We start from the raw sequence: 24,707 nt of genomic DNA on the forward strand, positions 1-24,707 counted from the left end.
TCTTTTATGGAACCGGTTCCAAAACACAAACGCATCCCAGAAATGCGAAGCAGAAACTTATCCAGGAGACAGATTTGCAAGCAACGCAATCACCCCAATCACCATCGAGCATCTTCATCGTGGCGTCCGCCTATGGTGTCGATTTTGTACAGAAACAAGGCCATGCAGCAGTCCTGCCGCTGGCGGCAAATGCCGGCGCAGACGGACTCGAAGTCCGCCGCGAACTGTTCCCCGATTCGGATGCGGAAATCGCGCTGCAGCTTGCCGGCTTAAAAAGCATCTTTGACGCGCATGGCTTGCAAGCGATGTACTCCGCGCCGGAATCCCTGTTCCGCCAAGACGGCGATCTCGATCTGGCGCTATTGGCGTCGCGTCTGCATGAAGCGGAAGTCCTCGGCGCCGCCACGCTCAAGCTGCAAATGCACGGCTATGCCGGCCGCGTCGACGCGCCTGCCCTGCAGCACGCGCTCAGCCGGTCGCCGGCAACGCTGTTGCTGGAAAACGGCCAGCAGGAAAGCGGCTGCCGCATCAGCGAATTCGCCGGTTTCTTTGCTGCCTGCAGCGCCAGCTTCCCGGCGATCCCGGTGGCAATGACTTTCGACATCGGCAACTGGAGCTGGGCCGGCGAGGATCCCGTGGCCGCAGTCCAGGCGCTGGCGCCGCACGTGCGCTATATTCATTGCAAGGACGTACAGGGCAGCGGCATGCGGCGCTTTGCGGTAGCGCTTGACGAAGGCAGCGTCGACTGGCGCGCTTGCCTGAGCCGGCTTCCCGGCGCCGTGCCGCGCGCAATCGAATATCCCTTGCCCGCCGATCCGGCAGCCCAGGCTCGCCATGTGCGGCAACTGCGTGCGGCGGCGGCATCCCTTTCTTGCGGAGCAGGCACATGCCAGTAAAATCCCTTGACGTCGTCACCTACGGCGAAGCCATGGCGATGTTTGTCGCCAGCGAAAGCGGCGATCTGGCCAAGGCAAAAAGCTTTGTCAAGCGTGCCGCGGGAGCGGAACTGAATGTCGCCACCGGCCTGGCGCGGCTGGGATTCCGGGTCGGCTGGGTGAGCCGGGTCGGCCGCGATTCCTTCGGCCGCTTCGTGCTGGAGACGCTTGCCAGCGAGGGCATCGACAGCGCAGCCGTCACCGTCGATGAACGCTATCCCACCGCATTTCAGCTCAAATCGCGCAACGACGACGGCAGCGACCCGGAAATCGAATACTTCCGCCAAGGATCCGCCGCCAGCCAGCTGTCGATCGCCGACTACCGCCCGGAATACTTCCAGGCGGCGCGCCATCTGCATTTGTCCGGCGTGGCGCCGGCCATTTCCGCCTCGTCGCTGGAACTGGCCTTCCACGTCGCCGGCGAGATGCGCGCCGCCGGCAAAAGCATCAGCTTCGATCCCAATCTGCGCCCCACCCTGTGGCGTTCGCGGGAAATCATGACGGACCGGCTCAATGCCCTGGCCTCCTACGCCGACTGGGTGCTGCCGGGCCTGGAAGAAGGCCGCATCCTGACCGGCCTGGCCAGCCCGCATGACATCGCCGGCTTCTACCTTGCACGCGGCGCCAGCGGCGTCATCGTCAAGCTCGGCAGCGCCGGCGCCTACCTGCGCACGGCGCGCCAGGAAGCCACTATCCCCGCCGCGCCGGTCGCCAAGGTGGTCGACACCGTGGGCGCCGGCGACGGCTTTGCCGTCGGCGTCGTCAGCGCCTTGCTGGAGGGGCGCGACGCGCATTTTGCGGCAACCCGCGGCAACCTGATCGGCGCGATGGCGATCCAGGTCAGCGGCGACAGCGAAGGATTGCCAACACGAAAACGGCTAGTGGACTGCAACAATCCACTAAAACAACGCCGCTAAAAAACAACAGGCTGGCAGCAGACCTGAAGAGCGGACAATCAAAACGAGGAGACAAGCAATGGAAACAAGAAAACTGGCGATGCGGCGGTGGTGGTTCATCATGCCCATCGTCTTCATCACTTACAGCCTGGCTTACCTGGACCGCGCCAATTTCGGCTTCGCCAGCGCTGCCGGCATCAACCGCGATCTCGGCATCGCGCAAAGCACTTCGTCGCTGATCGGCGCCCTGTTCTTCCTCGGCTATTTCTTCTTCCAGATTCCCGGCGCCATCTATGCGGAGCGGCGCAGCGTCAAGAAGATGATCTTCTGGAGCCTGGTGCTGTGGGGCAGCTGCGCCGCCCTGACCGGCGTGATCAGCAATATCCCGATGCTGATGGTGATCCGCTTTTCGCTGGGCGTGGTGGAAGCGGCGGTGATGCCGGCCATGCTGATCTACATCAGCAACTGGTTTACCAAAACCGAACGCTCGCGCGCCAACACCTTCCTGATCCTGGGCAATCCGGTCACGGTGCTGTGGATGTCGGTGCTGTCCGGTTACCTGGTCAACAGCTTCGGCTGGCGCCACATGATGATCGCCGAAGGGGTGCCGGCGATTGTGTGGGCCTGCATCTGGTGGTTCGTGGTGCAGGACAAGCCGGCTCAATCGACCTGGCTGAAACCGCAGGAAAAGGCCGACCTGAAGGCGGCGCTCGATCTGGAGCAGGTCGGCATGAAGCCGATGCGCAACTATGCCGAAGCCTTCAAGTCGCCGGCGGTGATCAAGCTGTGCGCGCAGTATTTCTGCTGGAGCATCGGCGTCTACGGCTTCGTGCTGTGGCTGCCGTCCATCCTGAAGAACGCCGCCGACATCAGCATGGTGGAAACCGGCTGGCTCTCTTCCCTGCCCTACCTGGCGGCGGTGATCGCCATGCTGCTGACCTCCTGGGCTTCGGACAAGATGCAGAACCGCAAGCTGTTTGTCTGGCCGGCGCTGCTGATAGCCGCCCTGGCATTCCTCGGTTCCTACCTGCTTGGCAGCAGCAATTTCTGGCTGTCCTACAGTTTGCTGGTGATTGCCGGCGCCGCCATGTACGCCCCTTACGGACCGTTCTTCGCCATCGTTCCCGAGCTGCTGCCGAAAAATGTCGCCGGCGGCGCCATGGCGCTGATCAACAGCATGGGCGCGCTCGGTTCTTTCCTCGGCTCCTATGTGGTCGGCTACCTGAACGGCGCCACCGGCAGCCCGTTCGCCTCTTATCTGTTCATGGCCGGCGGCTTGCTGGCCGCGGTGGTGCTGACCATGTCAGTCAAGCCGGAAACGCAAGCCCTGCCGCTGCCGCAGTCGGTCACGCAATGAGCAATCGATCAGGAACAATGATGCAAGCGAAAATCGTACTCTACAAAAAGGTCGCCGACGATGTATTGGCAATGCTGCAGCAGGACTACCAAGTGGTGCAGTTCGACGGCGTCGACGCCGGCAGCCGTGCCGCCTTCATGGCCGAATTGCAGGATGCCGTCGGCCTGATCGGCGCCAGCCTCAAGATCGATGCCGAAATCCTCGACCACGCGCCGCGGCTGAAGGCGATCTCGACCATTTCCGTCGGCGTCGACCAGTTCGACCCGGCCGACCTGCGGCGGCGCGGCATTGTGCTGCTCAACACGCCCGATGTCTTGACGGAGACCACTGCCGATACCGGCTTTGCGCTGATACTGGCCGCGGCAAGGCGGGTAGTGGAAATGGCTGGCTATGTGAAGCAGGGACGCTGGACCCACAGCATAGGCGAGGATTGCTTCGGCACCGACGTCCAGGGAAAAACCCTGGGCATTATCGGCATGGGCCGCATCGGCGGCGCGATTGCCCGGCGCGCGTCGCTGGGTTTCAGCATGCGGGTTTTATACAACAACCGCAGCCCCGACCCTGCCGCTGAAGCCGCCTATGCGGCGCGCTTCTGCCCGCTCGGCCAGTTGTTGCAGAATGCCGATTTCATCTGCATCACGGCGCCGCTGACGCCGCAAACCCGCGGCATGATAGGCAAGGCTGAGCTGGCGCAGATGCGTTCCAGCGCCATTCTCGTGAATATCTCGCGCGGCAGCATCGTCGATGAAGCAGCGCTGACCGAGGCGCTGGCAAGCGGCCGCCTGCGCGCCGCCGGACTGGATGTATTCGAGCGCGAACCGCTGCCCGCGGATTCACGCCTGCTGAGCTTGCCGAATGTGGTCGCGTTGCCGCATATCGGCTCCGCCACGCATGAAACGCGCAAGCGCATGGCGCTGTGCGCGGCGCAGAACCTGCTGGATGCCTTGAGCGGAAAATCCACTCCCAACGTGGCGAACCCAGCCTAGGATTGCTCCCGCTTGCGCCGCCTGTCAGACAGGATGGGGCAGACGGGCGTCCGCCGCTGCCAGCCGCGCTTCCAGCGCCTGGATCCGTTGCAGCAGGCTAAGCGCCATCGCCAGGCCCTGGGTGTCGAGCTCAAAATCGTCGCGCAGGCGGCGCGCGGTCCTGGCCACCACAATGGTCTGCGACCGGAATACATATTCGGCCTCCGGGCTGCGGTCCGGCTCGATGGCGCCCAGCGCCACCAGCTCCGCCAGCTCGGCATGGCTGAGTCCGGAATATTCGGCCAGCTCGTCCAGCGAGCAGGCATCGGCATCGTTCAGCCAGACCGCTTCTACCAACAGACTAGTCATTCCCGCTCTCCTCAATGCAAATGCTGACGTGGGTCGAAAGCCGATTCCGCGGCAAGCTGCTCAAACAGCTCGCGCTCGCGCGCCGTAGGAGTCTTCGGCACCTCTATCCGGATCACCGCATACAGATTGCCCTGTTCGCCGCTGGCGGACGGCAGCCCGCGCCTGGCCAGCCGGAACTGGCGGTTGGCGGCGGTGCCGGCAGGAATGTTCAGTTCCACCTTGCCGCCCAGGGTAGGCACCTGGACCACCGCGCCCAGCACCGCTTCCCACGGCGCCAGAGGCAAATCGAAATACAGGTCCTTGCCGGTGACCCGGTACAGCGGGTGCGGGATCAGCTTCATCATCACATACAGGTCGCCGTGCTTGCCGCCATCGCTGCCCTGCCCGCCCTTGCCTGACAAACGCAGGCGCTGGCCGTCTTCGGCGCCTTTCGGTATGCGCACCCGGAAGGTGCGCGGCACCCGGTGCAATTTGCCGTGTTCATCGTACTCCGGCATGCTCAGCCGGACATCGGTTTCGCCGCCTTCGTAAATCTGCTCCAGCGTGATGGGCGTGTTCACTTCGTAGTCCTCGCCCCTGCTCGGCCGCGGCCGGCCGCCCTGGCGCGATGCTGCAAAAGCCGCCAGGATGTCGGCCATGTCGACATCGCCGAAGGAAGCACCGCCATCGCTGAAACCCTGCTGCCAGGCATGCGGCGGCTCAACGTTTTCGCCAGGCTGGTGGCTGCCCAGCTGGTCATAGGCGGCGCGCTTCTCGGCATCTTTCAGGGTCGAATAGGCTTCGGCGATTTCCTTGAATCTTTCTTCCCCGGACGGATCCTTGGAAACGTCCGGATGGTATTTGTGGGCCAGCTTGCGATACGCTTGCTTGATTTCAGCCGCGCTGGCAGTCCGCTCGACGCCAAGGGCACTATAGTAGTCTTTGAATTTCATTTCATCCTTCGTTCAATTTTTCAAAAACTCAACGAAATTCCGATTAAATTCCCGCAACTGGTCGCGCACCTGTTCATCCACCAGCTCGCCGTTCTCATTGAACGCCTTGCCGGCGCGCGACACCATCAGGCGGCCGCCAAACCAGGGCTGCATGCCTAGCGTGCGCAACACCGGCAGCCAGGCATTCTGCGACAGGATGGTGCCGAAGCCGCCCGGCGATGCGCCGATCACCGCCACCCGCCGCCCATTGAAGATACGCGCGATGTCGGCTGGCGGCCGCGACAGCCAGTCGAGCGCGTTCTTGAACACGCCCGGCATGGAATTATTATATTCCGGGGTCACCAGCAGCAGCGCGTCAGCCACCGCGATCTGTTCCTTCAGCAGCGTTACCGCCGCCGGGATTCCTTCCGCCTGCTCAAGATCGCCGTCATACAAAGGGATGCCCTTGATGGTGCCGATTTCCAGCGTCGCGCCGGCCGGCATCAGGTCCACCGCCGCCCGCAACAAGGCGGCATTCAGCGAGCCGCTGCGCAAACTTCCTGCTACTCCGACGATTTTCGTCATGTGCTTCTCCTCAACGGTTGGCTGGGCGTAAACGGTTAGCTGGGTGCATCAAGCTTGGTCTGCTGCAAGACGGTGGCAATCGGCGTGCCCTGGCGGATGGTCTTGGTGACCGGCGTCTTCTCGCAGATTTCAGCCAGCCTGGCGATCTGCGCCTCGCTCAGCTGGGCGCCGAAAGCGATTGTGCGATCGATCTTTTCCTGCCCCTGCTCATCGCGCGAAAAGCGCAGGCGGACATCGATCAGGCCCAGATCCCATTGCTTGCGGTCGGCGTACATGCGTAGAGTCAGCGAAGTGCAGGCAGCCAGTCCGGCCAGCAGCAATTCATAAGGGGCAGGACCGCTGTCGGTGCCGCCGTTGTCCAGCGGCTCGTCGGCATGCAACTGATGCGTCCTGGCTTGGATTTGTTGGGCAAAACCGGTAACGCTTTGCAAGTGAACAGACGCCATACATTCTCCATATCGGTTTCAGATTTCCGGTCGGGCCATATTGCATGGCCGGATTCGATATAGAGACTATAGCCGTTTTGGCGGGCGAGGATAGTGCAACGCAGGAATCAGGCGGCGCCGTCCATCGGGCGCCGCTGAGACCAGGTTATCGGAGCGGCATGCTCAAGCCGCCGCCAGCCGCCACAGGGAAGTCAACTCAGCGGCGCGCGCGGCGTGCAAGGGATCGGACGCATCGGAGACCTTCGGGTGCTGCGGCCGGACGTCGATTTTCCCGACGACTTTCAGTCCGGCCGCATCGATTGCCGCCAGCAGCTCGGCGCGGCTGCGCAGCGCCAGATGTTCGGCCAGGTCGGACAGGATCAGCCAGCCTTCGCCGCCCGGCTCCAGATGCTGCGTCAGGCCGCTCAGGAAACCGCGCAGCATACGGCTTTCAGGATCATAGACGGCGTGTTCGATCGGCGAGCTGGGGCGCGCCGGAATCCACGGCGGATTGCAGATCACCAGCGGCGCCCGCCCCTCGGGAAACAGGTCGGCCTGCACCAGTTTCACCTGGCCGTCCAGGTTCAGGCGCAGCAGGTTTTCCTTGGCGCAGGACAGCGCGCGCGGGTCCATGTCGGTCGCCACGATCTTGGCCACGCCGCGCTTAGCCAGCAAGGCCGCCAGCACGCCGGTGCCGGTGCCGATGTCGAAAGCCAGCTTGGTGGACGGCAGCGGCGCATCAGCCACCAGTCCGACGTATTCGCCGCGCACCGGAGAGTAGACTCCGTAGTGCGGATGGATGCGCTCGCCCAGCGCCGGGATCTCGACGCCTTTCTTGCGCCACTCGTGGGCGCCGATCAGGCCCAGCAACTCACGCAGCGAAGCGACGAAAGGTTCTGTCGCAGCACCGTACGCTTCGTTGCAGGCCAGCCGCACGTCGGGCGCGCGCCGCAAGGGAATGCTGTAGTCCGCCTCGAACGGCAGCAGCAGCATGCCGAGCGTACGGGCGCGCTGCGATTGCGCCTGGCGATGCAGGTTGAAGGCATCGGTCGGCGAGGCCGGCAGCTTGGGACGCTTCTTGGGCTTGGGTTCGGCCCGCCGCGCCAGCGCCTGCAGCAACTGCCTGGCATTCTGGAAATCGCCGCGCCACAGCATGCCGGTGCCTTCGCACGCAAGGCGGTAGGCGCTGTCGGCAGTCATGCGGTCGTCCGCAATCACCACCCGCTTCGGCGCAGGATTGCCGCTTTCCGAGCGCCAGTGCGCCGAGCATTCCTGATCGTTCTCGATCCAGCGGATCAACGGCTGTTCGGCGGCAGTCATACGAGATGCGCCAGCGGCGAGGCTGGCAAGGTGGAATTCAAGTGCATGGGGCGATCTCGATCTGTGTATTGGAGGGAGGCAGGGAGCGATGTTTGCAAAACATCATCTGCGGGCTCGCTTGACGAAGCAAGCGAGATATTTCCCGCAAGTATACCTCCTGGCCGCGGCGCCTGACCTTTTCTTTCAGCCGGAATTAAATGTTACTACACGGCGATTTGACAGATTGCGCGGCCAATGCAACACATATTAACTGTTACCCAAATCATTTAACAATCTGCTACAAACCTGCAGCTGAAAACCTGCAATAATCCCGCGCTGCCTAGTGTCGCGTCACGCCTCCCCTGCCGGTATATCGCGCCGGCCTTGGCCCGTAGCGCTAGGCGTGCAGAGGAGACATAGCGGGGCTATGGCGACGAGGCGCAACGACGCGATACGGGTCAAGGACAAGCAAGATGCCGATAGAGTAAGCGTGACGCGACACTAGGCTCGCCGGCGCCGAATTTTCCCCCGCATTCGAGCCGCCTGGTTTATTGTATCCGCTTAGAAAGATAGCATTTCGGCGCAGTTGTTACATGAGCAATTTCCAGACATTCTCCCGGCCGCAAAATGAGAATGCTGCGAACATCAATCAACGACAGGAGTGATGACACGTGAAGCAATGGACTATTCGACAACGGATGCTGGTCAGTTTTGGCGTGATCCTGCTGCTGATGGGCTTCATGGCGGCCGTCAGTTACGTGAAACTCCAGGCGATCGAGCACGAAACCAACAGCTTCCAGACCGACTCCATGCCCGGCCTGGAACTGAGCACGGGGATTCGCTCAACCTGGTTCCAAAGCTATCTGCTGGTGCTGCAGTCGATTACCGTCGACATCCAGCCCGAGCAGCGCAAACGGGATCTGGCGACACTGCTCGCCGATAACGAGAAAATGGACAAGCTGGTCGCCGACTATGAGAAAACCATTTTCGAAGCGCAGGACCGGCTCAATTTCAACGCCTTCAAGCAAGCGCGCGTTGGATACGCCAGTCTGATGGCGGAAGTGCTGCGGCTGGACGATAGCCAGAAGAATGCCCAGGCGCGCAGCCTGCTGATCGAACAGCTGGAGCCGGCCTGGCAGCGCGGCCGCGCCGCCGCCACCACATTGCGCGACTTCAACCAGCAGTCCGAGGTACGCTCAGTTGAAAAGATCGAAACCGCCGTGGTTGTGGCCAAGAGCACGCTGCTGGCCGCGCTGGCGATCGCCCTGATAGTGGCGCTGATTTGCGGCTTCTTCCTCTTGCGCGCAATCACGCGGCCGATGGAAGAACTGGTCGCGGCGCTGGAGGTGATCCGTTCAGGCGATTTGTCGCAACGCCTCAACCTGAATCGCCACGATGAATTCCAGGCGCTGGAAGTCGGCCTGAACCGCATGTCGGACGAGCTGACCGGCCTGGTGGGCCAGGCGCAGAAATCGGCGATCCAGGTCACCACCTCGGTGGTCGAGATTGCCGCTACCGCCAAGCAGCAGCAAGCCACCGCCAACGAAACCGCCGCCACCACCACCGAGATCGGCGCCACCTCGCGCGAAATCTATTCCACCTCGCGCGAACTGGTGAGCACCATGAATGAAGTTTCTTCCGGCGCGGAAGAAGCCGCGCGCCTGGGCGGCGCCGGCCAGGCCGGCCTGACGCAGATGGAAGACACCATGCACCACGTGATGGATGCGGCCGGCTCGGTCAACGCCAAGCTGGCCATCCTCAACGAGAAAGCCAGCAACATCAACCAGGTGGTCACCACCATCACCAAGGTAGCGGGTCAAACCAACCTGCTGTCGCTGAACGCTGCCATCGAGGCGGAAAAAGCCGGCGAATACGGCCGCGGATTTTCCGTGGTGGCGATCGAAATCCGCCGCCTGGCCGACCAGACCGCCGTCGCCACCTACGACATCGAGCAGATGGTCAAGGAAATCCAGTCCGCGGTCTCAGCCGGGGTGATGGGCATGGACAAGTTTTCCGAAGAAGTCCGGCGCGGCATCGCCGATGTGCAGAACGTCGGCGTCCAGCTGTCGCAGATCATCCATCAGGTGCAGGCGCTGACGCCGCGCTTCCAGTCCGTACATGAAGGCGTGCAGGCGCAGGCGGTAGGTGCGGAACAGATCAGCCAGGCATTGAGCCAATTGAGCGAAGCAGCCCAGCAGAGCGTCGAATCGCTGCGGCAGTCAAGCCAGGCGATCGACGAATTGACGTTGACGGCAAACGGCTTGCGCAACGGCGTATCGCGTTTCAAGCTGAAACCAGCCTGAAGCCGGACGCGCCAGGCTCATATAGCATGGGCCCGGGCTGCAAGCGACGATGGACATTTTGTGCACGCGCATCCAAGAAAAGATATCCCGCCACATGCTTTTTTTATTGTTCCAAATCGGCCAGGACCACTACGCACTGGATACCCGCCAGGTCGCGGTAGTGCTGCCGCTGGTCAAGCTGAAACAGATGCCGGCGACGGCGCCGTGGGTGGCTGGCGTGTTCACCTTTCGCGGCAGCTCGGTGCCGGTGATCGACCTGAGCCAGCTGGCGATCGGCAAGCCGTCGCGGCAACGCCTGAGCACCCGCATCGTGCTGGTGCACTATCCGGCGCCGGGACCGGATAGCCGCCTGCTCGGCCTGGTGCTGGAAAAGGCCAGCGAGATCATGCGCCGCGCGCCGTCGGAATTCCGCGACAGCGGCCTGGATCATGGCGATGCCCCCTATCTGGGCCCGGTCACAGACGATGCGCGCGGCCTGATCCAGTCGGTGCAGGTGCAGGATCTGCTGCCGCCGGAAGTGCGCGCGCAATTGTTTCCAGGCATGGAGAAATAATGCCGCTGGCAAAATTCGAATCCATGCTGAAACGCACCATGGGCCTGGATATCCAGTCCATAGGCCGGCCCATGCTCGAACGCGCGCTGCAGGAACGGCAAGGCAGCTGCGGCGTGGCCGATCTTGACGCCTACTGGCTGCTGCTGCAGATGTCCGAGCAGGAGCAGCTGCAGCTGATCGAATCCGTGATCGTGCCGGAGACCTGGTTCTTCCGCAATCGCGAAGCGTTCCAGGAAATGGTCCAGCTGCAGCAGCGCTGGCCGCGCCTGATCAGCGCCAGCCAGCCGCTGCGCATCCTCAGCCTGCCCTGCTCTACCGGCGAAGAACCGTACTCGATCGCCATGGCCCTGCTCGATGCAGGCGTGCCGCCGCAGCATTTCCAGATCGATGCGATCGACATCAGCCCGCAATCGCTGCATGTGGCGCGCCAAGCCGTGTACGGCAAGAATTCGTTTCGCGGCGAATACCTGAGTTTCCGCGACCGCTACTTTGCGCTCAATGAACAAGGCTATGCACTGTCCGAGACGGTGCGGCAGCAGGTCCGGTTCGCGCAAAGCAATCTGTTCGCAGCCGACCTGCTCGCCGGGCAAGCCCCTTATGACATCATCTTTTGCCGCAATCTGCTGATCTATTTCGATCGCGCCACCCAGCATCAGGCGGTGACCATCCTGATCCGGCGGCTCGCGCCGGAAGGCCTGGTGTTCGTCGGTCCGGCTGAAAGCGCCTTGATGATGCTGCACGAGCTGACGCCGATCAAGGCGCCGATGGCCTTCGCTTTCCGGCAAGGAGCGCCGAAACCGGAAGTCGCCAGGACGGCAGCACCGCCCCTTGCCGCCTATGTTCCGCAAACTCAAGTGCGGACGCCCAGGGCAGCGGTGACGCGGACCGCCCAGGCCAGGCCAGCCGCCGGCAGCGCCGCCCAGCAGCAGTCGCCAGTGAGCCTGACGGCGGCGCAACTGCTGGCTGACCAAGGCAAGTTGAGCGAGGCCGCCGCCCTGTGCGAACAATTCATCAGGCAGCACGGCGCTTCGGCCGCCGCTTACTATCTGATGGCGGTCATCCATGACGCGGCGGACCGCAAACAGGCCGCCGCCGACTGCTATCGCAAAGCCTTGTACCTGGAGCCGAGCCACGCCGATGCCATGACGCACCTGGCAGCCCTGCTGCAAACCATGGGCGACCACGCCGGCGCCAAGCTGTTGCAGCAGCGCGCGCGGCGCTCGACCGAAAACAATCCGTCCTGACATGAACCCAGCCCTGAAACCCACCCCGCCACGCAGCTGCCGATCCATGGCGCCCGCCGCTAGCCGCGGCAGCTACCATTGGCGCTGCCTGCCATGAACAACGCCGCAAAGCACCCTGCCGGCGATATCGCCATGCCAGTGATCGACGATTGCTGGAACCGCATCGGCGTGCGCGGCGACGGTTCCTGCGAAAAGCTGGCGCAGCATATCGACTGCCGCAATTGTCCGGTGCATGCGCGCGCCGCGGCCGAACTGCTGGACCGCTTGCAGGTGGAACAGATGACGGACGGCTGGAGCGAGCAGGCCGAGCCGGCGCAGGAGCAAAGCGCCGACCTCACTTCATGGCTGCTGTTCCGCATTGGCGAAGAGTGGCTGGCGCTGCCCACTGCATTGCTGGAGGAAATCACCGAATTGCGCGGCATCCATGGCCTGCCCCATCGTAAGAATGCCGTCGTGCTCGGCATTGCCAATATCCGCGGCGCCCTGGTGACCTGCATCTCGCTGGCAGCCATGCTCGGCATCGCCGCCGACGGCGCGACAGCGGCGCGCCAGGAACTGCTGCGCCGCATGCTGATCGTCAGGCGCAATGGCCAGACCACCGCCTTCACTGCCGACGAAGTGCATGGCACCTTGCGCGTCGCAGTCTCCGAGCAGCAGCCGGTGCCGACCACGCTGACCCGCGCCGCCGGCCATTTCACCTACGCCTTGATCCAGTGGAACGGCCATAGCGTCGGCCTGCTGGACCAGGAACTGCTGTTCCACACGTTGGATCGGAGCCTGGCATGAACGCCGACGACATGCGCGATGCCTCGATGCTGGACCTGTTCCGGCTGGAGGTAGAGACCCAGGCGCAAGTGATGAGCAGCGGCCTGCTGGCGATCGAACGCAGCGCTTCGCCGCAGGAGTTGGAAGCTTGCATGCGCGCCGCCCACTCGATCAAGGGAGCGGCGCGGATTGTCGGCATCCAGGCCGGCGTCGACGTCACGCACGTGATGGAAGACTGTTTCGTTTCGGCGCAACAAGGCAAGATCCAGCTCGGCCCGCGCCGCATCGACCAGTTGCTGCGCGGCGTCGACCTGCTGCAACGGATTGCCGTGAGCGCGGAAGACCTGCAGCTGTGGCAAGCCGGCGATGGCCGCAAGGAAATCGACGCCTTTCTGCAGGGCTTGCAAAACAGCCTGCTACAAGCCGACGACAGCGTCCGCGCAACGCCAAGCGCGCCGGCGGCCGCACCCGGCGAACTGCCGCTTGCCGGCGAGTTGCAGCAACAGCAACAGCAACTGCAGGACAAGGCCGAAAGCGCCGACCGCATGCTGCGGGTCACCGCCGCGCACCTGAACCAGCTGGTCAGCCTGTCCGGCGAATCGCTGGTGGAGTCGCGCTGGCTGCCGGCCTTCAACGAATCCTTGCTGCGCCTCAAGCGCCAGCAGCAAGGCGCGGCGCAGGCGCTGGAAGCATTGCACGACACGCTGCGCGAAAACGGCCTGGCTGCCGCCCTATTCACGGCCTTGCAAGATTCCCGGCAGCAGGTCGACGCCTGCCAGAAAATGCTGACGGAGCGACTGGCCGAACTGGAATCCTTTGAGCGCCGCAACAGCAGCCGCGCGCAACGGCTGTACGACCAGGCGCTGGCCTGCCGCATGCGGCCGTTCGCCGATCGCGTGGTCGGCTACGACCGCATGGTGCGCGATCTCGGGCGCAGTCTCGGCAAGCAGGTCCGGCTGGAAATCAGCGGCGAGACCACCCAGGTCGACCGCGATATCCTGGAACAGCTGGATGCGCCGCTGGTGCATTTGCTGCGCAATGCGCTCGATCACGGCATCGAGCCGGCGCAGCAGCGACATGCTGCCGGCAAAGCCGAGGAAGGCGTGATCAGCCTGACCGCGCGCCACCATGCCGGCCTGCTGCAGATCACCGTCAGCGACGACGGCGGCGGCATCGATCTTGAACAGCTGCGCGCCAGCATTGTGGCGCGCAGCCTGGTCGACAACGCCACCTCGGCGCGCCTGAGCGACGCCGAACTGCTGCACTTCCTGCTGCTGCCCGGCTTCAGCATGCGCGACACGGTTACCGAAATCTCGGGACGCGGGGTCGGCCTGGATGTGGTGCACAACATGCTCAAGCGCATGCGCGGCACCATCCAGATTTTCAGCGAAAGCGGCCGCGGCATGCGTTTCCAGCTGCAGCTGCCGCTGACCTTGTCGCTGGTGCGCAGCCTGCTGGTCAGCATCGGCGGCGAACCTTACGCCTTCCCGCTGGCCTATGTGAACCGCACCATGGTGCTGGACAAGACGCAGATCGAAATGCTCGAAGGCCGCCAGCACTTCAGCTTTGAGGAGCGGCAGATCGGCCTGGTTGCCGCCAGCCAGATCTTGCAAAGCGGCGAGAGCGCTGCCGGTGATGACGGCATCGCGCTGGTGGTGATCGGCGACATGAGCCAGACTTACGGCCTGCAGGTCGACCGCCTGCTGGGAGAGCACATGCTGGTGGTGCAGCCGCTGGACGCGCGGCTGGGCAAGATCAAGGATGTCGCGGCGGCGGCGCTGATGGAAGACGGCACGCCGGTATTGATACTGGATGTCGAGGACATGCTGCATTCGGTCGACAAGCTGATCGCCCACGGCCAGCTCGACAAAATCCACGACGGCGGCAGCCAGCAGCAGCTGCAGGCCAGCAAGCGGGTGCTGGTGGTCGACGACTCGCTCACCGTGCGCGAACTGGAACGCAAGCTGCTCAGCAGCCGCGGCTATACGGTCAGGATCGCGGTGGACGGCATGGATGGCTGGAACGCCTTGCGCAGCGAACCGTTCGACCTGGTGATCACCGATATCGACATGCCGCGCATGGACGGCATCGAATTGGTAACATTGATCAAGAGCAACCTGCAGCTGAAAGCGATTCCGGTGATGATCGTTTCCTACAAGGACCGCCAGGAAGATCGCCAGCGCGGACTGGAAGCCGGCGCCGACTACTATCTGGCCAAGGCCAGCTTCCATGACGAGACCTTGCTGGAGGCGGTCGAGGACCTGATCGGCGCAGCCCATGACGCCTAGACTGCTGCATCGAGCGCCTATTTTTCTCCAAAAAACCTGATGAACGCGTGTATATTTTCAGTCATTCAATGTTACCTGTTGAGTAGCAAGCCTTACCGGCGCGATGACACACGTTTTTAGCAAAGGAATCCTGGATAATGAAAATAGGTATCGTCAACGATGCCCCGATTGCGGTGGAAGCGCTGCGCCGCACGCTGGCGCTGCGGCAGGACCACGAAATCATCTGGATTGCGGAGGACGGCAGGCGCGCCATCGAGTTGTGCGCCTGGCAAGTGCCGGACCTGATCCTGATGGACCTGATGATGCCGGTGCTGGATGGCGTGGGTGCCACCCGCCACATCATGGCCCATACGCCGTGCGCGATCCTGGTGGTCACCGGCGACGTCGGCGCCAACGTCTCGGCGGTGTACGACGCCATGGCCTACGGCGCGCTCGATGCGATCGACACCCCAAGCACCCTGGCCGGCCATCCGCGCAACGGCGTCAATTCCCTGCTGGCCAAGATCGATTCGATCGAAAAGCTGATCAACCAGCGCCAGGCCGCGCCCGAGATCGCGGCGGCCCCGGAGACATCGGCCGCAGCCCCGGCCAGGCCTGCCGCTGCGCCGCGCAAGCCGTCGCCGCTGGCGCCAAATTCCAAGTACCTGGTCGCCATCGGCGCCTCTGCCGGCGGCCCGGCGGCGCTGGCAACCCTGCTGTCGCAGCTGCCGGCGGATTTTCCGGCGGCGCTGGTGGTGGTGCAGCATGTCGACGCCCAGTTCGCGGCCGGCATGGCCGAGTGGCTGGGCAGCCAGTCGAAACTGCCGGTGCGGCTGGCGCTGGCGGGAGACAGCCCTGTCCCGGGTACCGTATTATTGGCCGGGACCGACGACCATTTGCGCCTGACCCGGCCGTTTCAGCTGGGTTACACCGAACAGCCGAGCGGCTATCCGTACCGGCCCTCGATCGATGTATTTTTCCAGAGCGTGGTAGAGGCATGGGCCGGCAAGGCGATCGGCATCCTGCTGACCGGCATGGGCCGGGATGGCGCGCTGGGCCTGAAAGCCATGCGCGACAAGGGTTACTACACGATCGCCCAGGATCGCGATTCGAGCGCAGTATATGGCATGCCGAAGGCGGCGGCGCAGCTCAATGCCGCCGACGCTATCCTGCCGGTGAACAGGATTGCAGACAAGCTGGTCAGTCTCATCGGCAAGCAGTAGCGGCAAGCAATAACAGCAAACAATAACAAACCAGAGCAACACTGAGTTCAGATACGGAGCAAGTCATGTATAACGAATTAAATCTCGACACCGACCAGCCGCCAGACGACTATCCGGTGATGGTGCTGCTGGTGGACGATCAGGCCATGGTGGGCGAAGCCGTGCGGCGCGCATTGGCCAACCAGATCAACATCGACTTCCATTACTGCGCCCATCCCGACGAAGCCATCGAAGCCGCGCAAAGAACCCGGCCCACGGTGATCCTGCAGGACCTGGTGATGCCCGGCATCGACGGCCTGACCCTGGTGCGCCAGTATCGCGCCAATGCGGCCACCCGCAACGTCCCTATCATCGTGCTCTCGACCCGCGAAGACCCGGCGGTCAAGAGCGCAGCGTTCACCGCCGGCGCCAACGACTATCTGGTGAAACTTCCCGACACCATCGAACTGGTGGCGCGCATCCGCTATCACTCGCGTTCCTATGTCAATCTGCTGCAGCGCGACGAAGCCTACCGCGCGCTGCGGCAGAGTCAGCAGCAGCTGCTGGAAACCAACCTGGAACTGCAGCGCCTGACCAATTCCGACGGCCTCACCGGGCTCGCCAACCGCCGCTATTTCGACGAATATTTCGGCGCCGAATGGAAGCGCGCCGAACGCGAGCAAAGCCCGCTGTCGCTGCTGATGATCGATGTCGACGATTTCAAGCTGTACAACGATACCTACGGCCACCTGGCAGGCGACACCGCGCTCAAGCAGGTAGCGGAAAGCATAGGCACTTTCGCCAGGCGGCCGACCGATCTGGCGGCGCGCATCGGCGGCGAAGAATTTGTGCTGGTGCTGCCGTCCATGTCGCGCGAGAACATGGAGGGCCAGGCCGACAAACTGCAGGCGGCAGTGCACGCGCTGGGCATCGCGCACGTCACCTCCAACAACGACGCCCGTGTCACCATCAGCATCGGCGGCGCCAGCATGGTGCCGCAACGCGGCAGTTCGCAGGAAAAGCTGGTGGAAGCCGCCGACCAGGCCCTGTACCGCGCCAAGCGCGGCGGCAAGAACCGGGTCGAGATCGCCCAGGAGTAAATCCGGCAAGAGCGGGCAGCCTGGATCGGCAACCCAGGCTGCGCTGCCTCAGGCGGCCCGCGCCCGTCCTGCCGGCGCTGCATGGCGCGCCGCCAGCATGCGCGCACGGCGCTTGCGGGCCCAGATGATGACGCCGGTCACGCTCAATATCGCCACCGCCAGCCCCAGCAGCGAAATCATGATGCGCCCGCCGAGGCCGAGGATGCGCCCCGAATGCAGGGGAAACTGCACCTGCATGAACAGATCGCCGGCACTGCCGGTGCCTGGAATCTTGGCGCCGGCGGCATGCCCATCCGCGGCATCGAAATACAGCCAGGCGTTGCCCAGCCCGAGATCGCCATGATCGTTGCCGGCTTCAAAGAAACCGACGCCATACAAACCGAACGCTGATGAATAAAACACGCCGCCGGCCGGCAAGGTCCAGCCGCGCCACTGCGCCTCCTGGGCTGCCAGCGCCATCACCTGTTCACGGCTGACGCCGGCTTCGGCCTTGGCTGCCTGCGCCGGCGACAGCGGCGTGCGGGTGTCAAACGCGTTCGGGGTCAGGCTCGACAGCGCCAGCACGATGGGACGCACCAGCGGCCGTTCAAGATTCATCGACACCGAAGTGACGGCCAGGATCAGCAACAGGATCCAGAGCCAGACGCCGCCGGACCGATGCAGGTCGAAATTCAGTTTGTGGCCGCCCTGGCGCCAGCGGAAGGCGAAGGATTTGCGCCAGCTGCGCCAGTTAGGGAAAGAAAGCCAGAGCGCGATGAAACAGTCGAGCGTCCACACCACGCCGATGATGCCCATCAGCCAGACGCCGAGCTCGACGCCGCCGAGCTCCGGCAAATGCATGGTGTAGTGCAGCTTGTAGAGGAATGGCAACAGATTTTCGCGCTCCAGGGACAAGGCGCCCCACATGCGCCTGCCCTGTATTTCCGCGGTCACCGGATCGACGGCGATCTGGTTGAAGCCAAGGTCGTAAGGCAGGCCGCTGGCAGGATTCAGGCGCCCTGCCACCATCATGCTGCTGGTGCGGCCAGGCTCGCTTTCGCTCATCACGTAAGTGACACGCAAGCGCCGGTCCTGCGCTTCCACACGGTTCGCCAGCTCCAGCCCCGGCAGCACCGGACCGGGAGACTGCTGCGCGGCGCTGCGGGCATGGAACAGCTGCGGATTGAGCCAGGCGTCCAGCTCATGGTCCCAGGAAATGACGGCGCCGGTCGCGCCGGCGATGAACAGGAACAGCGCGGCAGCCAGGCCGAACCAGCGGTGCACCATCACCAGGAGAGGACGCAGAACCATGATGTTCTCTTAATATTTCCAGTTGAGCGCAAGGCTGCCGTTGATCGGCGCACCGTAATAAGCCTGCGAGGCATACAGGCTCGCAATGTATTTCTTGTTGGTGACGTTGTTGAGGTTGGCCGTGACGCTCAGCTGCCTGTTGATGTCGTAGCGCGCCATCAGGTTGAGCAAGGCATAGCCTTGCTGCACCGTGGTGACGTCGGGCGTCTGCAAACGGCTGGTCTTGCCTTGCCAGTTGAGACTGGCGCCGACACGCAGCTTTTCAAATTGCGGGACCTGGTAAGTCGCGGCCAGGCGCAGCAATTTTTTCGGCACATAGTTCTTGGCCGAATTGCCGTCCGCATCCTTGATCGTCATCATCGTGTAGCCGACGCTGCCCTGCAAGCCCTTCGCCAGTTCGCCGGAGAGGTCCAGCTCCAGCCCTTCCGAATGCGCCTGTATGCCGCGGTAATAAGCCTTCGTTCCGATATAACCCGCCTGCTCCGCCGCATTGTTTTGCTCGACCCGGAACAGGGCTGCCGAAGCGTTCAGTTTCCTGTTGAAGAATTCGCTCTTCAAACCCAGTTCATAGCTCTTGCCCGTCAGCGGCTTCAGGGTGGCGCCGCTGCTGTCGGTCTGGTACTGCGGGCTGAAAATCTCGGTGTAGCTGGCATACGCCGACACGTTCCTGTTGAGGTCGTAGACCAGGCCCGCGTACGGCGTGGCCTTGCTGGCGCTGGTCTGGCGGCTGACGCCGTAAGCCAGGCCGGTGGTATCGGAGCTGGTGTGGTTGGCGCCCAGCAGCAGCTTGAGATCGTCGGCCAGGTTCAGGCGCGTCGCGCCGTACACGGTCTTGCGCTTGTCGGTGTAGCTGCTGCCGTCAATCGAAGCATCGAAAGCCGGCTCCGGATAGCTGCCATCAAACGCTCCGCCGGCGCTCAGCGGCGTGCCGATCCCCTGGCCGTAATGCGATATGTCATTGAGCGTCGCGCGCGACCAGCTGGCGCCGACGGTCAGGTCATGCTGGCGGCCGCCCAGCATGACCTTGCCGCTGAGGTAGCTGTCGATCACGGTCTGCCGGTTGTCTGAGTTGTACCGCGACGGATAGCTGAACAGGCCGGCGCCGCTGCTGCGGTCGGGCGTGCCGTAGACGTAGAACAGTTTGCCGTCGGTAGTCAGCTTGTTGCGGCTGAGCGTGGTCTTCCATTGCCAGTCATTGCCGAAATGATGATTCAATTCGGCGAAAGCGCGCTGCTCTTCCGAGTTCCAGTACGACCAGTTTGCCGCCGTGCTGGCGCCCGTGCCGTAGCTGGTCGGCGAGCCGTCGGTGTAATACAGCGGCAAGGCTCCCCATAGCGCGCCCTTGCCGTCATTCTTTTGATAGCTGTAGCCCAGGGTCAGCAAGGTATCGCTGCTCAGGTTCGCTTCGATCACGCCGTAGAACACATTCTTGCCGGGCCGGTAGCGCTCCAGGTAGGAATTGCCGTCCTCGTGCGCCGCCACCACCCGCGCCGCCACGGTGCCGGCGCTGTTGAGCGCGCCGGAGACATCGGCGTCGATGCGGCGCGTGTTCCAGGAGCCGTAGCTGATGCCGGTGGAGGCATGGAAATCGTAGGTTGGACGCTTGCGCACGAAATTGACGGTGGCCGACGGATTGCCGGTAGATGACGTCAGGCCGTTGGCGCCGCGCACCACTTCCACGCGGTCGTAGATGGCGGTATCCAGATCGCCGTTCTGCAGGCCGAAAGTGAGCGGGATGCCGACGCCGTCGAACTGGAAATTGGTGATATCAAAGCCGCGCGCGGTGAAATAAGTGCGGTTGGTTTCGACCTTCTCGACGGTGACGCCAGTGGCGCCGGCCAGCACCTGGTCGACGCTGTCGAGCTTGAAATCATCCATCCTGGCGCGCGTGACCACCGACACCGACTGCGGGGTTTCGCGCAGCGACATGTCCATCTTGGTCGCGGAACTGCTCTTACGCACGGTATAGCTGCCGCTTTTCTCGCTCGGTCTTTGCTGGTCGCTGCCGGCGGTCACCACGACTTCCGGCAACGCCGCGTCATTGGCGGCCGCAGCAAGCTGCTGCGCCTGCGCCAGCCGCGGCGCTGTCGCCGACAGCGTCAGAGCGACCGCCAGGCTCATGGCGTTCAAAGCCGGCCGGTTGAGCGGAGTGCGTGAAAAGACGGACGCGGGCGCGCGCATCATGTTGGTTGTCAAGCTGTATTCCCCGAGACTATTTATGGTGAAGAACTATTTATGTTTTCTGGCAAGCAGTGTTATCAAAAGCCATCTGCACGCACCCGCGAGGCGCCGCAGCAGCTGCCGGTCAGCCGCAGGCATGACGCCACCCGGAGCAAAGGAAATATTCGGCGGACAGTGGAGGCTTTCAGAAAAATAGAATAGTAATGCGAATGATTATTATTATCAATAAATTTTTAACGAAGATAGTCGTGAAAATATAACCAGGGCTCGGCAAAAAAAATGCGCACTGAAATGTGCGCATCCGTTCGGACCATCAGGAAAGCCAGGCGCCGCTGCTAGCCATGCGCATGCTGGTGCGATTCATCATGCTGCCCTGCCGGCGCACTGTAGTTGCAGCCGTCCTCCGTATGTGCGCACGGCAGCGTCTCGAACTGCAAGGTGGTGTGATATACCGCAAACTGCGAGGCCAAGATTTCCTTGAGCGCCGGCAGCAACTGCTGCTCCGCTGAATAGGCCGCATCGTAGACCACGTGCGCGGTCAGGCTGGCCTTGCCGCTGGTGACGGCCCACAGGTGGAAGTCATGCACGCTCACCACGCCCGGCACGGCGCGCATCGCCGCCTGCACCTGTTCTATGTCCATGCCCTCCGGCACCCCTTCCAGCAGGATGTTGACGCTTTCCTTCAACAGCACCCAGGTGCGCGGCAGCACCCAGACGCCGATCAGGACTGCAACCGCCGAATCCACCCAGGTCCAGCCGGTATAGCGGATCAGCAAGGCGCCGGCAATGACGCCGACCGAACCCAGCATGTCGCTCCAGACTTCCAGATAAGCGCCTTTGACGTTAAGGCTGGCATCCTTGCCGCTGCTGAGCAGGCGCATGCTGACCAGGTTGACGGCCAGGCCGATGGCGGCGATGACCAGCATGCCGGTGGACTGGATCTCGGCCGGGCTGCGGAAGCGCTGATAGGCCTCGTACAGAATGTATAGCGCCACCAGGAACAGCAGCACCGCATTGAAAGCCGCCGCCAGGATTTCGAAGCGGTGATAGCCGAAGGTGCGGCGCGCATCGGCCGCCCTTTTGGCGATGCGGATCGCCGCCAGCGCAATCGCCAGCGCCATGGTGTCGGTCAGCATGTGGGCGGCATCGGATATCAGCGCCAGGCTGCCGGTGACCAGGCCGCCGATCACTTCGACCACCAGGAAGGTGGAAGTCAGGCCGAGCGCAATCCAGATGTATCTTTCATTGCTGCCGCTGGGTAAGGCGTGTGTATGGCCTGCGCTCATGGATATCGTCCTTGAAAGTTGGCATTGATGTAATGTACCGCCTTATTGCGGCGCGCCGCAATTGGCGCAGAATTTCGCCCCGGCTGTTTTCGCGGCGCCGCAGCCGCTGCAGTTTTTCAACGTCAGCGGATTGCCGCATTGCTGGCAAAAACGCGCGCCGGACGGATTGCCTGCGTTGCAGCTGACGCAGTTATGCTGATCTGCCTGAGCATTTCCCCACTCGTTCCACCGGCTGCCGCCATGCGGCTGCGAAGAGCCATGATGCCTGTTGCGCTGCTGGTGCGAGGTGTTGCCGCCGCCGCGGTTGCCGCCACCGTGATGTCCCATGCCCAGCAAATTCTTGAGAAAACTCATTTGATACTCCTTCGCATTAAGGTGCTGCATTGAGATGCTGTATTGATATGCCCCCCATTAAAAACCCTGTAGTTACTTTAAGGTCAAGCAGATACATAAAATATTTCACAGCGCCAAAAGCGGACTAAACTAATAGTTGCTCCTCCCCAAAACAAAACCAAGGAAAAAAAATGACCAAGCTGCTACAAACTTTCAGGCTGTCGTTGTTCGCTTCTATCACTCTGGCTTTGTTGCTGGGAGCCTGTTCGAGCATGTCGATGGATCAAAACCACACCAGCGAAGTGACCCTGGACGGCGCGCACGAAGTGCCCCCGACCAATTCGGCGGCGAGCGGCAGCGCCACCATCAAGGTCGCAGCGGATAAATCTGTCAGCGGCACCGTCAACACCCGCGGCATACAAGGAAAGGTGGCGCATATCCACGAAGGCGCGCTGGGCAAGAACGGCCCAATTCTGGTGCCCTTGACCAAGGTCGGCGACGACACCTGGGAAGTCCCGGCCGGCGCCAAGCTCACCGACGCCCAGTACGCCAGCTACTTGGCAGGCAACCTGTACATCAACGTCCACAGCGCCACCAATCCCGGCGGCGAGATCCGCGGACAGATGCTGCCTTGATCCCGGCGCCCGATTAATTCTTTGAACCAAGCCATGCACCCGATCGTCAGGATTTTTGCCGCATTCCTGTTTGCCATCGCCCTGCTCAGCGCCGCCTTGTACGCCATCGACCGCCCGCACGCTCCGGTCGACGGCAAGCCCGCTGCCGCCAGTCGGTCCAGAGCAGGCAGCGCCGTCGCGCAGGCAGCCGCTCCGACAGCGCCAGCGGCAGCAGCGGCGCCCCCTGCCGCCAGCGCTCCATCGCCATTGCCGCTGATCGCCGCCGCGCCGCCTGCACAAGCCGCCAACACTATCGCCAAATGCAATGTCGACGGCAAGATCGTCTATACCGACAAAGGCTGCCCCCAAGGCAGCAAAGCCAAGCCGCTGCAGATTACCGATAACGCGGTGATTCCCGGCTACGACCGGGCCACGGTTGAAAAAACTTTCCGCCAGCCGCCGCCGGCACTGGCGCAGGCTGCGCCGGCGGGCGGCGTGATCGAACCCGTCACCTCTATCAGCACCGAACCGACCGTCGACTGCCCGGCCCTGGGACGGCGCCGCGACTGGCTGAACGGCATGCTCCATCGCCGCCAGCTGTACTACATGCACGATCGCATGCGGCGTGAACGCGACGACCTGCAAACCAGGATGTTCTGGGCGCATTGTTAGGGCTTGTTTTTTGTGCTGGAAGTGATGCACTATTCCAGCCTATGAATCGAACCGAACAATATCAATGCTGCATGGTGATGGCAGGCGGAGGCTTTCGCTTTGGTTACTACCTGGGCATGTACGCAGCAGCAGTAGAAACCAACAACAAGCCAGATGTCCTGCTGGCCAGCTGCGGCGGCGCCATCGCGGCCGCCGTCATCCAAGCCCTGCCTGACGACGCCCAACGCAAGGCGTGGATCAGTTCGCCGGCGATGTATCAGTTCCTCTGCGGTTTGCGAACCACGCCCAAGGCTGCTATCGGGCGCGCATTCATCCATGCCGCAAAACGCCGCCTGGATAGCAGGCGGGCGCCAGTGATCCCGGATCTGTTCAACGATTACTTTTTTGACATACCGCCCGAATTACCGTTGCCCAGACCGCAGTCCGGAAATTCCGTCGCGGTCGCCATCGTCGGCGGCAAGATATTGTTTTCAAAAGATCAGGTCGGGCAGCCCAGAAGCAAGCGAAAATTGTTTTCAGAGGTGGTATTCGGCGAGCCGCGCACCGCGGCGCTGCTGCAGGGCATGGATTCGCCCTTAAGCGATCCGATATGGGGCGAAAACGCCATTGCCCGGGAGCTGCTCACCGACGTTGCCATGCCGATTGGCGATGCGGTGCGCATCTCCATTTCCGACATGTTTTACTTCCCCTGCCACGTGCATGAAAGCGGGCACTATACGGGCGGCGTGGTGGATCTGTTCCCTATCGAACTGGCCCAGCGACTGGGGCGGCGCGTGATCATGGAATTGAAAGCGCCGTTCAATCAGACGCTCGCCATCCCGGCCTGGCGCGCTGTACTGGGCGTCGACGGCAATCACAGGCTGCGTCACATGCATGGCCAATATGCCGACGCCTGGATCGATGCTTCCGATGTCGACAGCCGGTTCGACAAGCGCGGCATGCAAATGAAGATATCCTGGACCAAGAACCGTTTCAGCCTGCTGATGCCCGCCCGCTACGAAACCTACCTGGAAGATGTGGAAGCGCAATGGCAGTATGGTTACCAGCGCGGCATGGAAGCGTTTGCAAATCCGTCAACCAACTACCAGCGGCATATGCGCCATGCCACCAGGCATAACAGGGGCCGTCCGGCCCGATGAGCGCCGGCGCGGATCC

23 protein-coding genes are annotated in these 24,707 nt (G+C 62.8%); 14 read left to right on the plus strand and 9 right to left on the minus strand.

The features are described 5' to 3' along the window. Positions 1 to 74: 74 nt before the first annotated feature. Genes KHU30_RS04980 through KHU30_RS04995 form a run of 4 tightly spaced genes read left to right on the plus strand, consistent with a single transcriptional unit; the run spans position 75 to position 4,174 of the window. A complete protein-coding gene (locus KHU30_RS04980) occupies positions 75 to 896 on the plus strand; it encodes a sugar phosphate isomerase/epimerase family protein (protein ID WP_211441495.1) in 822 nt (273 codons plus the stop codon). Continuing rightward, positions 887 to 1,852: a sugar kinase gene (locus tag KHU30_RS04985; protein WP_211441496.1), complete on the plus strand. Its 966-nt coding sequence runs from the start codon at positions 887 to 889 to the stop codon at positions 1,850 to 1,852. Before KHU30_RS04980 ends, KHU30_RS04985 begins: the two co-directional genes overlap by 10 nt. A 58-nt stretch (positions 1,853 to 1,910) precedes the next feature. Next, positions 1,911 to 3,188 carry an MFS transporter gene (locus KHU30_RS04990; protein WP_211441497.1) on the plus strand — a complete coding sequence of 426 codons (1,278 nt, stop codon included), beginning with the start codon at positions 1,911 to 1,913 and terminating at the stop codon, positions 3,186 to 3,188. A 20-nt stretch (positions 3,189 to 3,208) separates the two neighbouring features. Then, complete coding sequence (locus KHU30_RS04995; protein ID WP_211442211.1) at positions 3,209 to 4,174, plus strand: 2-hydroxyacid dehydrogenase; 966 nt, start codon at positions 3,209 to 3,211, stop codon at positions 4,172 to 4,174. A 24-nt stretch (positions 4,175 to 4,198) separates the two neighbouring features. Here the strand turns inward: KHU30_RS04995 and KHU30_RS05000 are convergent, their stop codons facing one another. The 5 genes from KHU30_RS05000 to KHU30_RS05020 all read right to left on the minus strand — a co-directional run bounded on the left by KHU30_RS05000 (position 4,199) and on the right by KHU30_RS05020 (position 7,763). Next, positions 4,199 to 4,522 carry a chaperone modulator CbpM gene (locus KHU30_RS05000; protein WP_230427185.1) on the minus strand — a complete coding sequence of 108 codons (324 nt, stop codon included), beginning with the start codon at positions 4,520 to 4,522 and terminating at the stop codon, positions 4,199 to 4,201. An 11-nt stretch (positions 4,523 to 4,533) separates the two neighbouring features. Continuing rightward, a complete protein-coding gene (locus KHU30_RS05005) occupies positions 4,534 to 5,454 on the minus strand; it encodes a DnaJ C-terminal domain-containing protein (protein WP_211441499.1) in 921 nt (306 codons plus the stop codon). Positions 5,455 to 5,466: 12 nt separating this feature from the next. Next, positions 5,467 to 6,018 (minus strand): NADPH-dependent FMN reductase, encoded by a 552-nt coding sequence (locus KHU30_RS05010; RefSeq protein WP_211441500.1) that lies wholly within the window; start codon positions 6,016 to 6,018, stop codon positions 5,467 to 5,469. 35 nt (positions 6,019 to 6,053) lie between these two features. After that, positions 6,054 to 6,464 (minus strand): OsmC family protein, encoded by a 411-nt coding sequence (locus KHU30_RS05015; protein WP_211441501.1) that lies wholly within the window; start codon positions 6,462 to 6,464, stop codon positions 6,054 to 6,056. Between the two features lie 162 nt (positions 6,465 to 6,626). Beyond that, entirely contained in the window at positions 6,627 to 7,763 is a 1,137-nt protein-coding gene (locus tag KHU30_RS05020) for a methyltransferase (protein ID WP_211441502.1), read from the minus strand. Between the two features lie 650 nt (positions 7,764 to 8,413). Here KHU30_RS05020 and KHU30_RS05025 point away from each other — a divergent pair. From KHU30_RS05025 to KHU30_RS05055, 7 genes are all read left to right on the plus strand, one after another. Beyond that, positions 8,414 to 10,045: a methyl-accepting chemotaxis protein gene (locus KHU30_RS05025; protein WP_211441503.1), complete on the plus strand. Its 1,632-nt coding sequence runs from the start codon at positions 8,414 to 8,416 to the stop codon at positions 10,043 to 10,045. A 94-nt stretch (positions 10,046 to 10,139) separates the two neighbouring features. Beyond that, a complete protein-coding gene (locus tag KHU30_RS05030) occupies positions 10,140 to 10,598 on the plus strand; it encodes a chemotaxis protein CheW (protein WP_211441504.1) in 459 nt (152 codons plus the stop codon). Then, entirely contained in the window at positions 10,598 to 11,842 is a 1,245-nt protein-coding gene (locus KHU30_RS05035; RefSeq protein WP_211441505.1) for a CheR family methyltransferase, read from the plus strand. Before KHU30_RS05030 ends, KHU30_RS05035 begins: the two co-directional genes overlap by 1 nt. Before the next feature lie 93 nt (positions 11,843 to 11,935). Beyond that, positions 11,936 to 12,628, plus strand: coding sequence for a chemotaxis protein CheW (locus tag KHU30_RS05040; protein WP_230427186.1), 693 nt, complete (start codon positions 11,936 to 11,938; stop codon positions 12,626 to 12,628). After that, on the plus strand, positions 12,625 to 14,895 hold the full coding sequence (locus KHU30_RS05045) for a hybrid sensor histidine kinase/response regulator (RefSeq protein ID WP_211441506.1): 2,271 nt from the start codon (positions 12,625 to 12,627) through the stop codon (positions 14,893 to 14,895). The genes KHU30_RS05040 and KHU30_RS05045 overlap by 4 nt, the downstream gene beginning before the upstream one ends. 137 nt (positions 14,896 to 15,032) lie before the next feature. Then, positions 15,033 to 16,097: a chemotaxis response regulator protein-glutamate methylesterase gene (cheB, locus tag KHU30_RS05050; protein ID WP_211441507.1), complete on the plus strand. Its 1,065-nt coding sequence runs from the start codon at positions 15,033 to 15,035 to the stop codon at positions 16,095 to 16,097. A gap of 65 nt (positions 16,098 to 16,162) precedes the next feature. Beyond that, the gene (locus KHU30_RS05055) at positions 16,163 to 17,176 is read left to right on the plus strand and encodes a GGDEF domain-containing response regulator (protein ID WP_211441508.1); all 1,014 of its coding nucleotides are present in this window, start codon (positions 16,163 to 16,165) and stop codon (positions 17,174 to 17,176) included. Positions 17,177 to 17,224: 48 nt separating this feature from the next. Here the strand turns inward: KHU30_RS05055 and KHU30_RS05060 are convergent, their stop codons facing one another. From KHU30_RS05060 to KHU30_RS05075, 4 genes are all read right to left on the minus strand, one after another. Next, on the minus strand, positions 17,225 to 18,460 hold the full coding sequence (locus KHU30_RS05060) for a PepSY-associated TM helix domain-containing protein (protein WP_211442213.1): 1,236 nt from the start codon (positions 18,458 to 18,460) through the stop codon (positions 17,225 to 17,227). Positions 18,461 to 18,475: 15 nt separating this feature from the next. Further along, on the minus strand, positions 18,476 to 20,662 hold the full coding sequence (locus tag KHU30_RS05065) for a TonB-dependent siderophore receptor (protein WP_230427187.1): 2,187 nt from the start codon (positions 20,660 to 20,662) through the stop codon (positions 18,476 to 18,478). Positions 20,663 to 20,982: 320 nt separating this feature from the next. Then, positions 20,983 to 21,933 carry a cation diffusion facilitator family transporter gene (locus KHU30_RS05070; protein ID WP_211441509.1) on the minus strand — a complete coding sequence of 317 codons (951 nt, stop codon included), beginning with the start codon at positions 21,931 to 21,933 and terminating at the stop codon, positions 20,983 to 20,985. Positions 21,934 to 21,975: 42 nt separating this feature from the next. Further along, positions 21,976 to 22,287 carry a double zinc ribbon domain-containing protein gene (locus KHU30_RS05075; RefSeq protein WP_211441510.1) on the minus strand — a complete coding sequence of 104 codons (312 nt, stop codon included), beginning with the start codon at positions 22,285 to 22,287 and terminating at the stop codon, positions 21,976 to 21,978. A 170-nt stretch (positions 22,288 to 22,457) separates the two neighbouring features. Here KHU30_RS05075 and KHU30_RS05080 point away from each other — a divergent pair, with 170 nt between their 5' ends. Genes KHU30_RS05080 through KHU30_RS05090 form a run of 3 tightly spaced genes read left to right on the plus strand, consistent with a single transcriptional unit; the run spans position 22,458 to position 24,691 of the window. After that, complete coding sequence (locus KHU30_RS05080; RefSeq protein ID WP_211441511.1) at positions 22,458 to 22,901, plus strand: CHRD domain-containing protein; 444 nt, start codon at positions 22,458 to 22,460, stop codon at positions 22,899 to 22,901. 33 nt (positions 22,902 to 22,934) lie between these two features. Further along, positions 22,935 to 23,552 (plus strand): hypothetical protein, encoded by a 618-nt coding sequence (locus KHU30_RS05085; protein ID WP_211441512.1) that lies wholly within the window; start codon positions 22,935 to 22,937, stop codon positions 23,550 to 23,552. 41 nt (positions 23,553 to 23,593) lie between these two features. Then, the gene (locus tag KHU30_RS05090; protein ID WP_230427188.1) at positions 23,594 to 24,691 is read left to right on the plus strand and encodes a patatin-like phospholipase family protein; all 1,098 of its coding nucleotides are present in this window, start codon (positions 23,594 to 23,596) and stop codon (positions 24,689 to 24,691) included. Positions 24,692 to 24,707 lie beyond the last annotated feature (16 nt).

The organism is Collimonas humicola (assembly GCF_018304945.1).
Lineage (GTDB): Bacteria > Pseudomonadota > Gammaproteobacteria > Burkholderiales > Burkholderiaceae_D > Collimonas > Collimonas humicola.

What these genes read in the sequence shown, in the direction of transcription:
- KHU30_RS05000 (WP_230427185.1), bottom strand. Translation starts at nt 4,522, where the DNA reads ATGACTAGTCTGTTGGTAGAAGCGGTCTGGCTGAACGATGCCGATGCC.
- KHU30_RS05020 (WP_211441502.1), bottom strand. Translation starts at nt 7,763, where the DNA reads ATGACTGCCGCCGAACAGCCGTTGATCCGCTGGATCGAGAACGATCAG.
- KHU30_RS05045 (WP_211441506.1), top strand. Translation starts at nt 12,625, where the DNA reads ATGAACGCCGACGACATGCGCGATGCCTCGATGCTGGACCTGTTCCGG.
- KHU30_RS05080 (WP_211441511.1), top strand. Translation starts at nt 22,458, where the DNA reads ATGACCAAGCTGCTACAAACTTTCAGGCTGTCGTTGTTCGCTTCTATC.
- KHU30_RS05035 (WP_211441505.1), top strand. Translation starts at nt 10,598, where the DNA reads ATGCCGCTGGCAAAATTCGAATCCATGCTGAAACGCACCATGGGCCTG.
- KHU30_RS04985 (WP_211441496.1), top strand. Translation starts at nt 887, where the DNA reads ATGCCAGTAAAATCCCTTGACGTCGTCACCTACGGCGAAGCCATGGCG.
- KHU30_RS05015 (WP_211441501.1), bottom strand. Translation starts at nt 6,464, where the DNA reads ATGGCGTCTGTTCACTTGCAAAGCGTTACCGGTTTTGCCCAACAAATC.
- KHU30_RS05090 (WP_230427188.1), top strand. Translation starts at nt 23,594, where the DNA reads ATGAATCGAACCGAACAATATCAATGCTGCATGGTGATGGCAGGCGGA.
- KHU30_RS04990 (WP_211441497.1), top strand. Translation starts at nt 1,911, where the DNA reads ATGGAAACAAGAAAACTGGCGATGCGGCGGTGGTGGTTCATCATGCCC.
- KHU30_RS05030 (WP_211441504.1), top strand. Translation starts at nt 10,140, where the DNA reads ATGCTTTTTTTATTGTTCCAAATCGGCCAGGACCACTACGCACTGGAT.
- KHU30_RS05010 (WP_211441500.1), bottom strand. Translation starts at nt 6,018, where the DNA reads ATGACGAAAATCGTCGGAGTAGCAGGAAGTTTGCGCAGCGGCTCGCTG.
- KHU30_RS05005 (WP_211441499.1), bottom strand. Translation starts at nt 5,454, where the DNA reads ATGAAATTCAAAGACTACTATAGTGCCCTTGGCGTCGAGCGGACTGCC.
- KHU30_RS05040 (WP_230427186.1), top strand. Translation starts at nt 11,936, where the DNA reads ATGAACAACGCCGCAAAGCACCCTGCCGGCGATATCGCCATGCCAGTG.
- KHU30_RS05075 (WP_211441510.1), bottom strand. Translation starts at nt 22,287, where the DNA reads ATGAGTTTTCTCAAGAATTTGCTGGGCATGGGACATCACGGTGGCGGC.
- KHU30_RS04995 (WP_211442211.1), top strand. Translation starts at nt 3,209, where the DNA reads ATGCAAGCGAAAATCGTACTCTACAAAAAGGTCGCCGACGATGTATTG.
- KHU30_RS05070 (WP_211441509.1), bottom strand. Translation starts at nt 21,933, where the DNA reads ATGAGCGCAGGCCATACACACGCCTTACCCAGCGGCAGCAATGAAAGA.
- cheB (WP_211441507.1), top strand. Translation starts at nt 15,033, where the DNA reads ATGAAAATAGGTATCGTCAACGATGCCCCGATTGCGGTGGAAGCGCTG.
- KHU30_RS05055 (WP_211441508.1), top strand. Translation starts at nt 16,163, where the DNA reads ATGTATAACGAATTAAATCTCGACACCGACCAGCCGCCAGACGACTAT.
- KHU30_RS05085 (WP_211441512.1), top strand. Translation starts at nt 22,935, where the DNA reads ATGCACCCGATCGTCAGGATTTTTGCCGCATTCCTGTTTGCCATCGCC.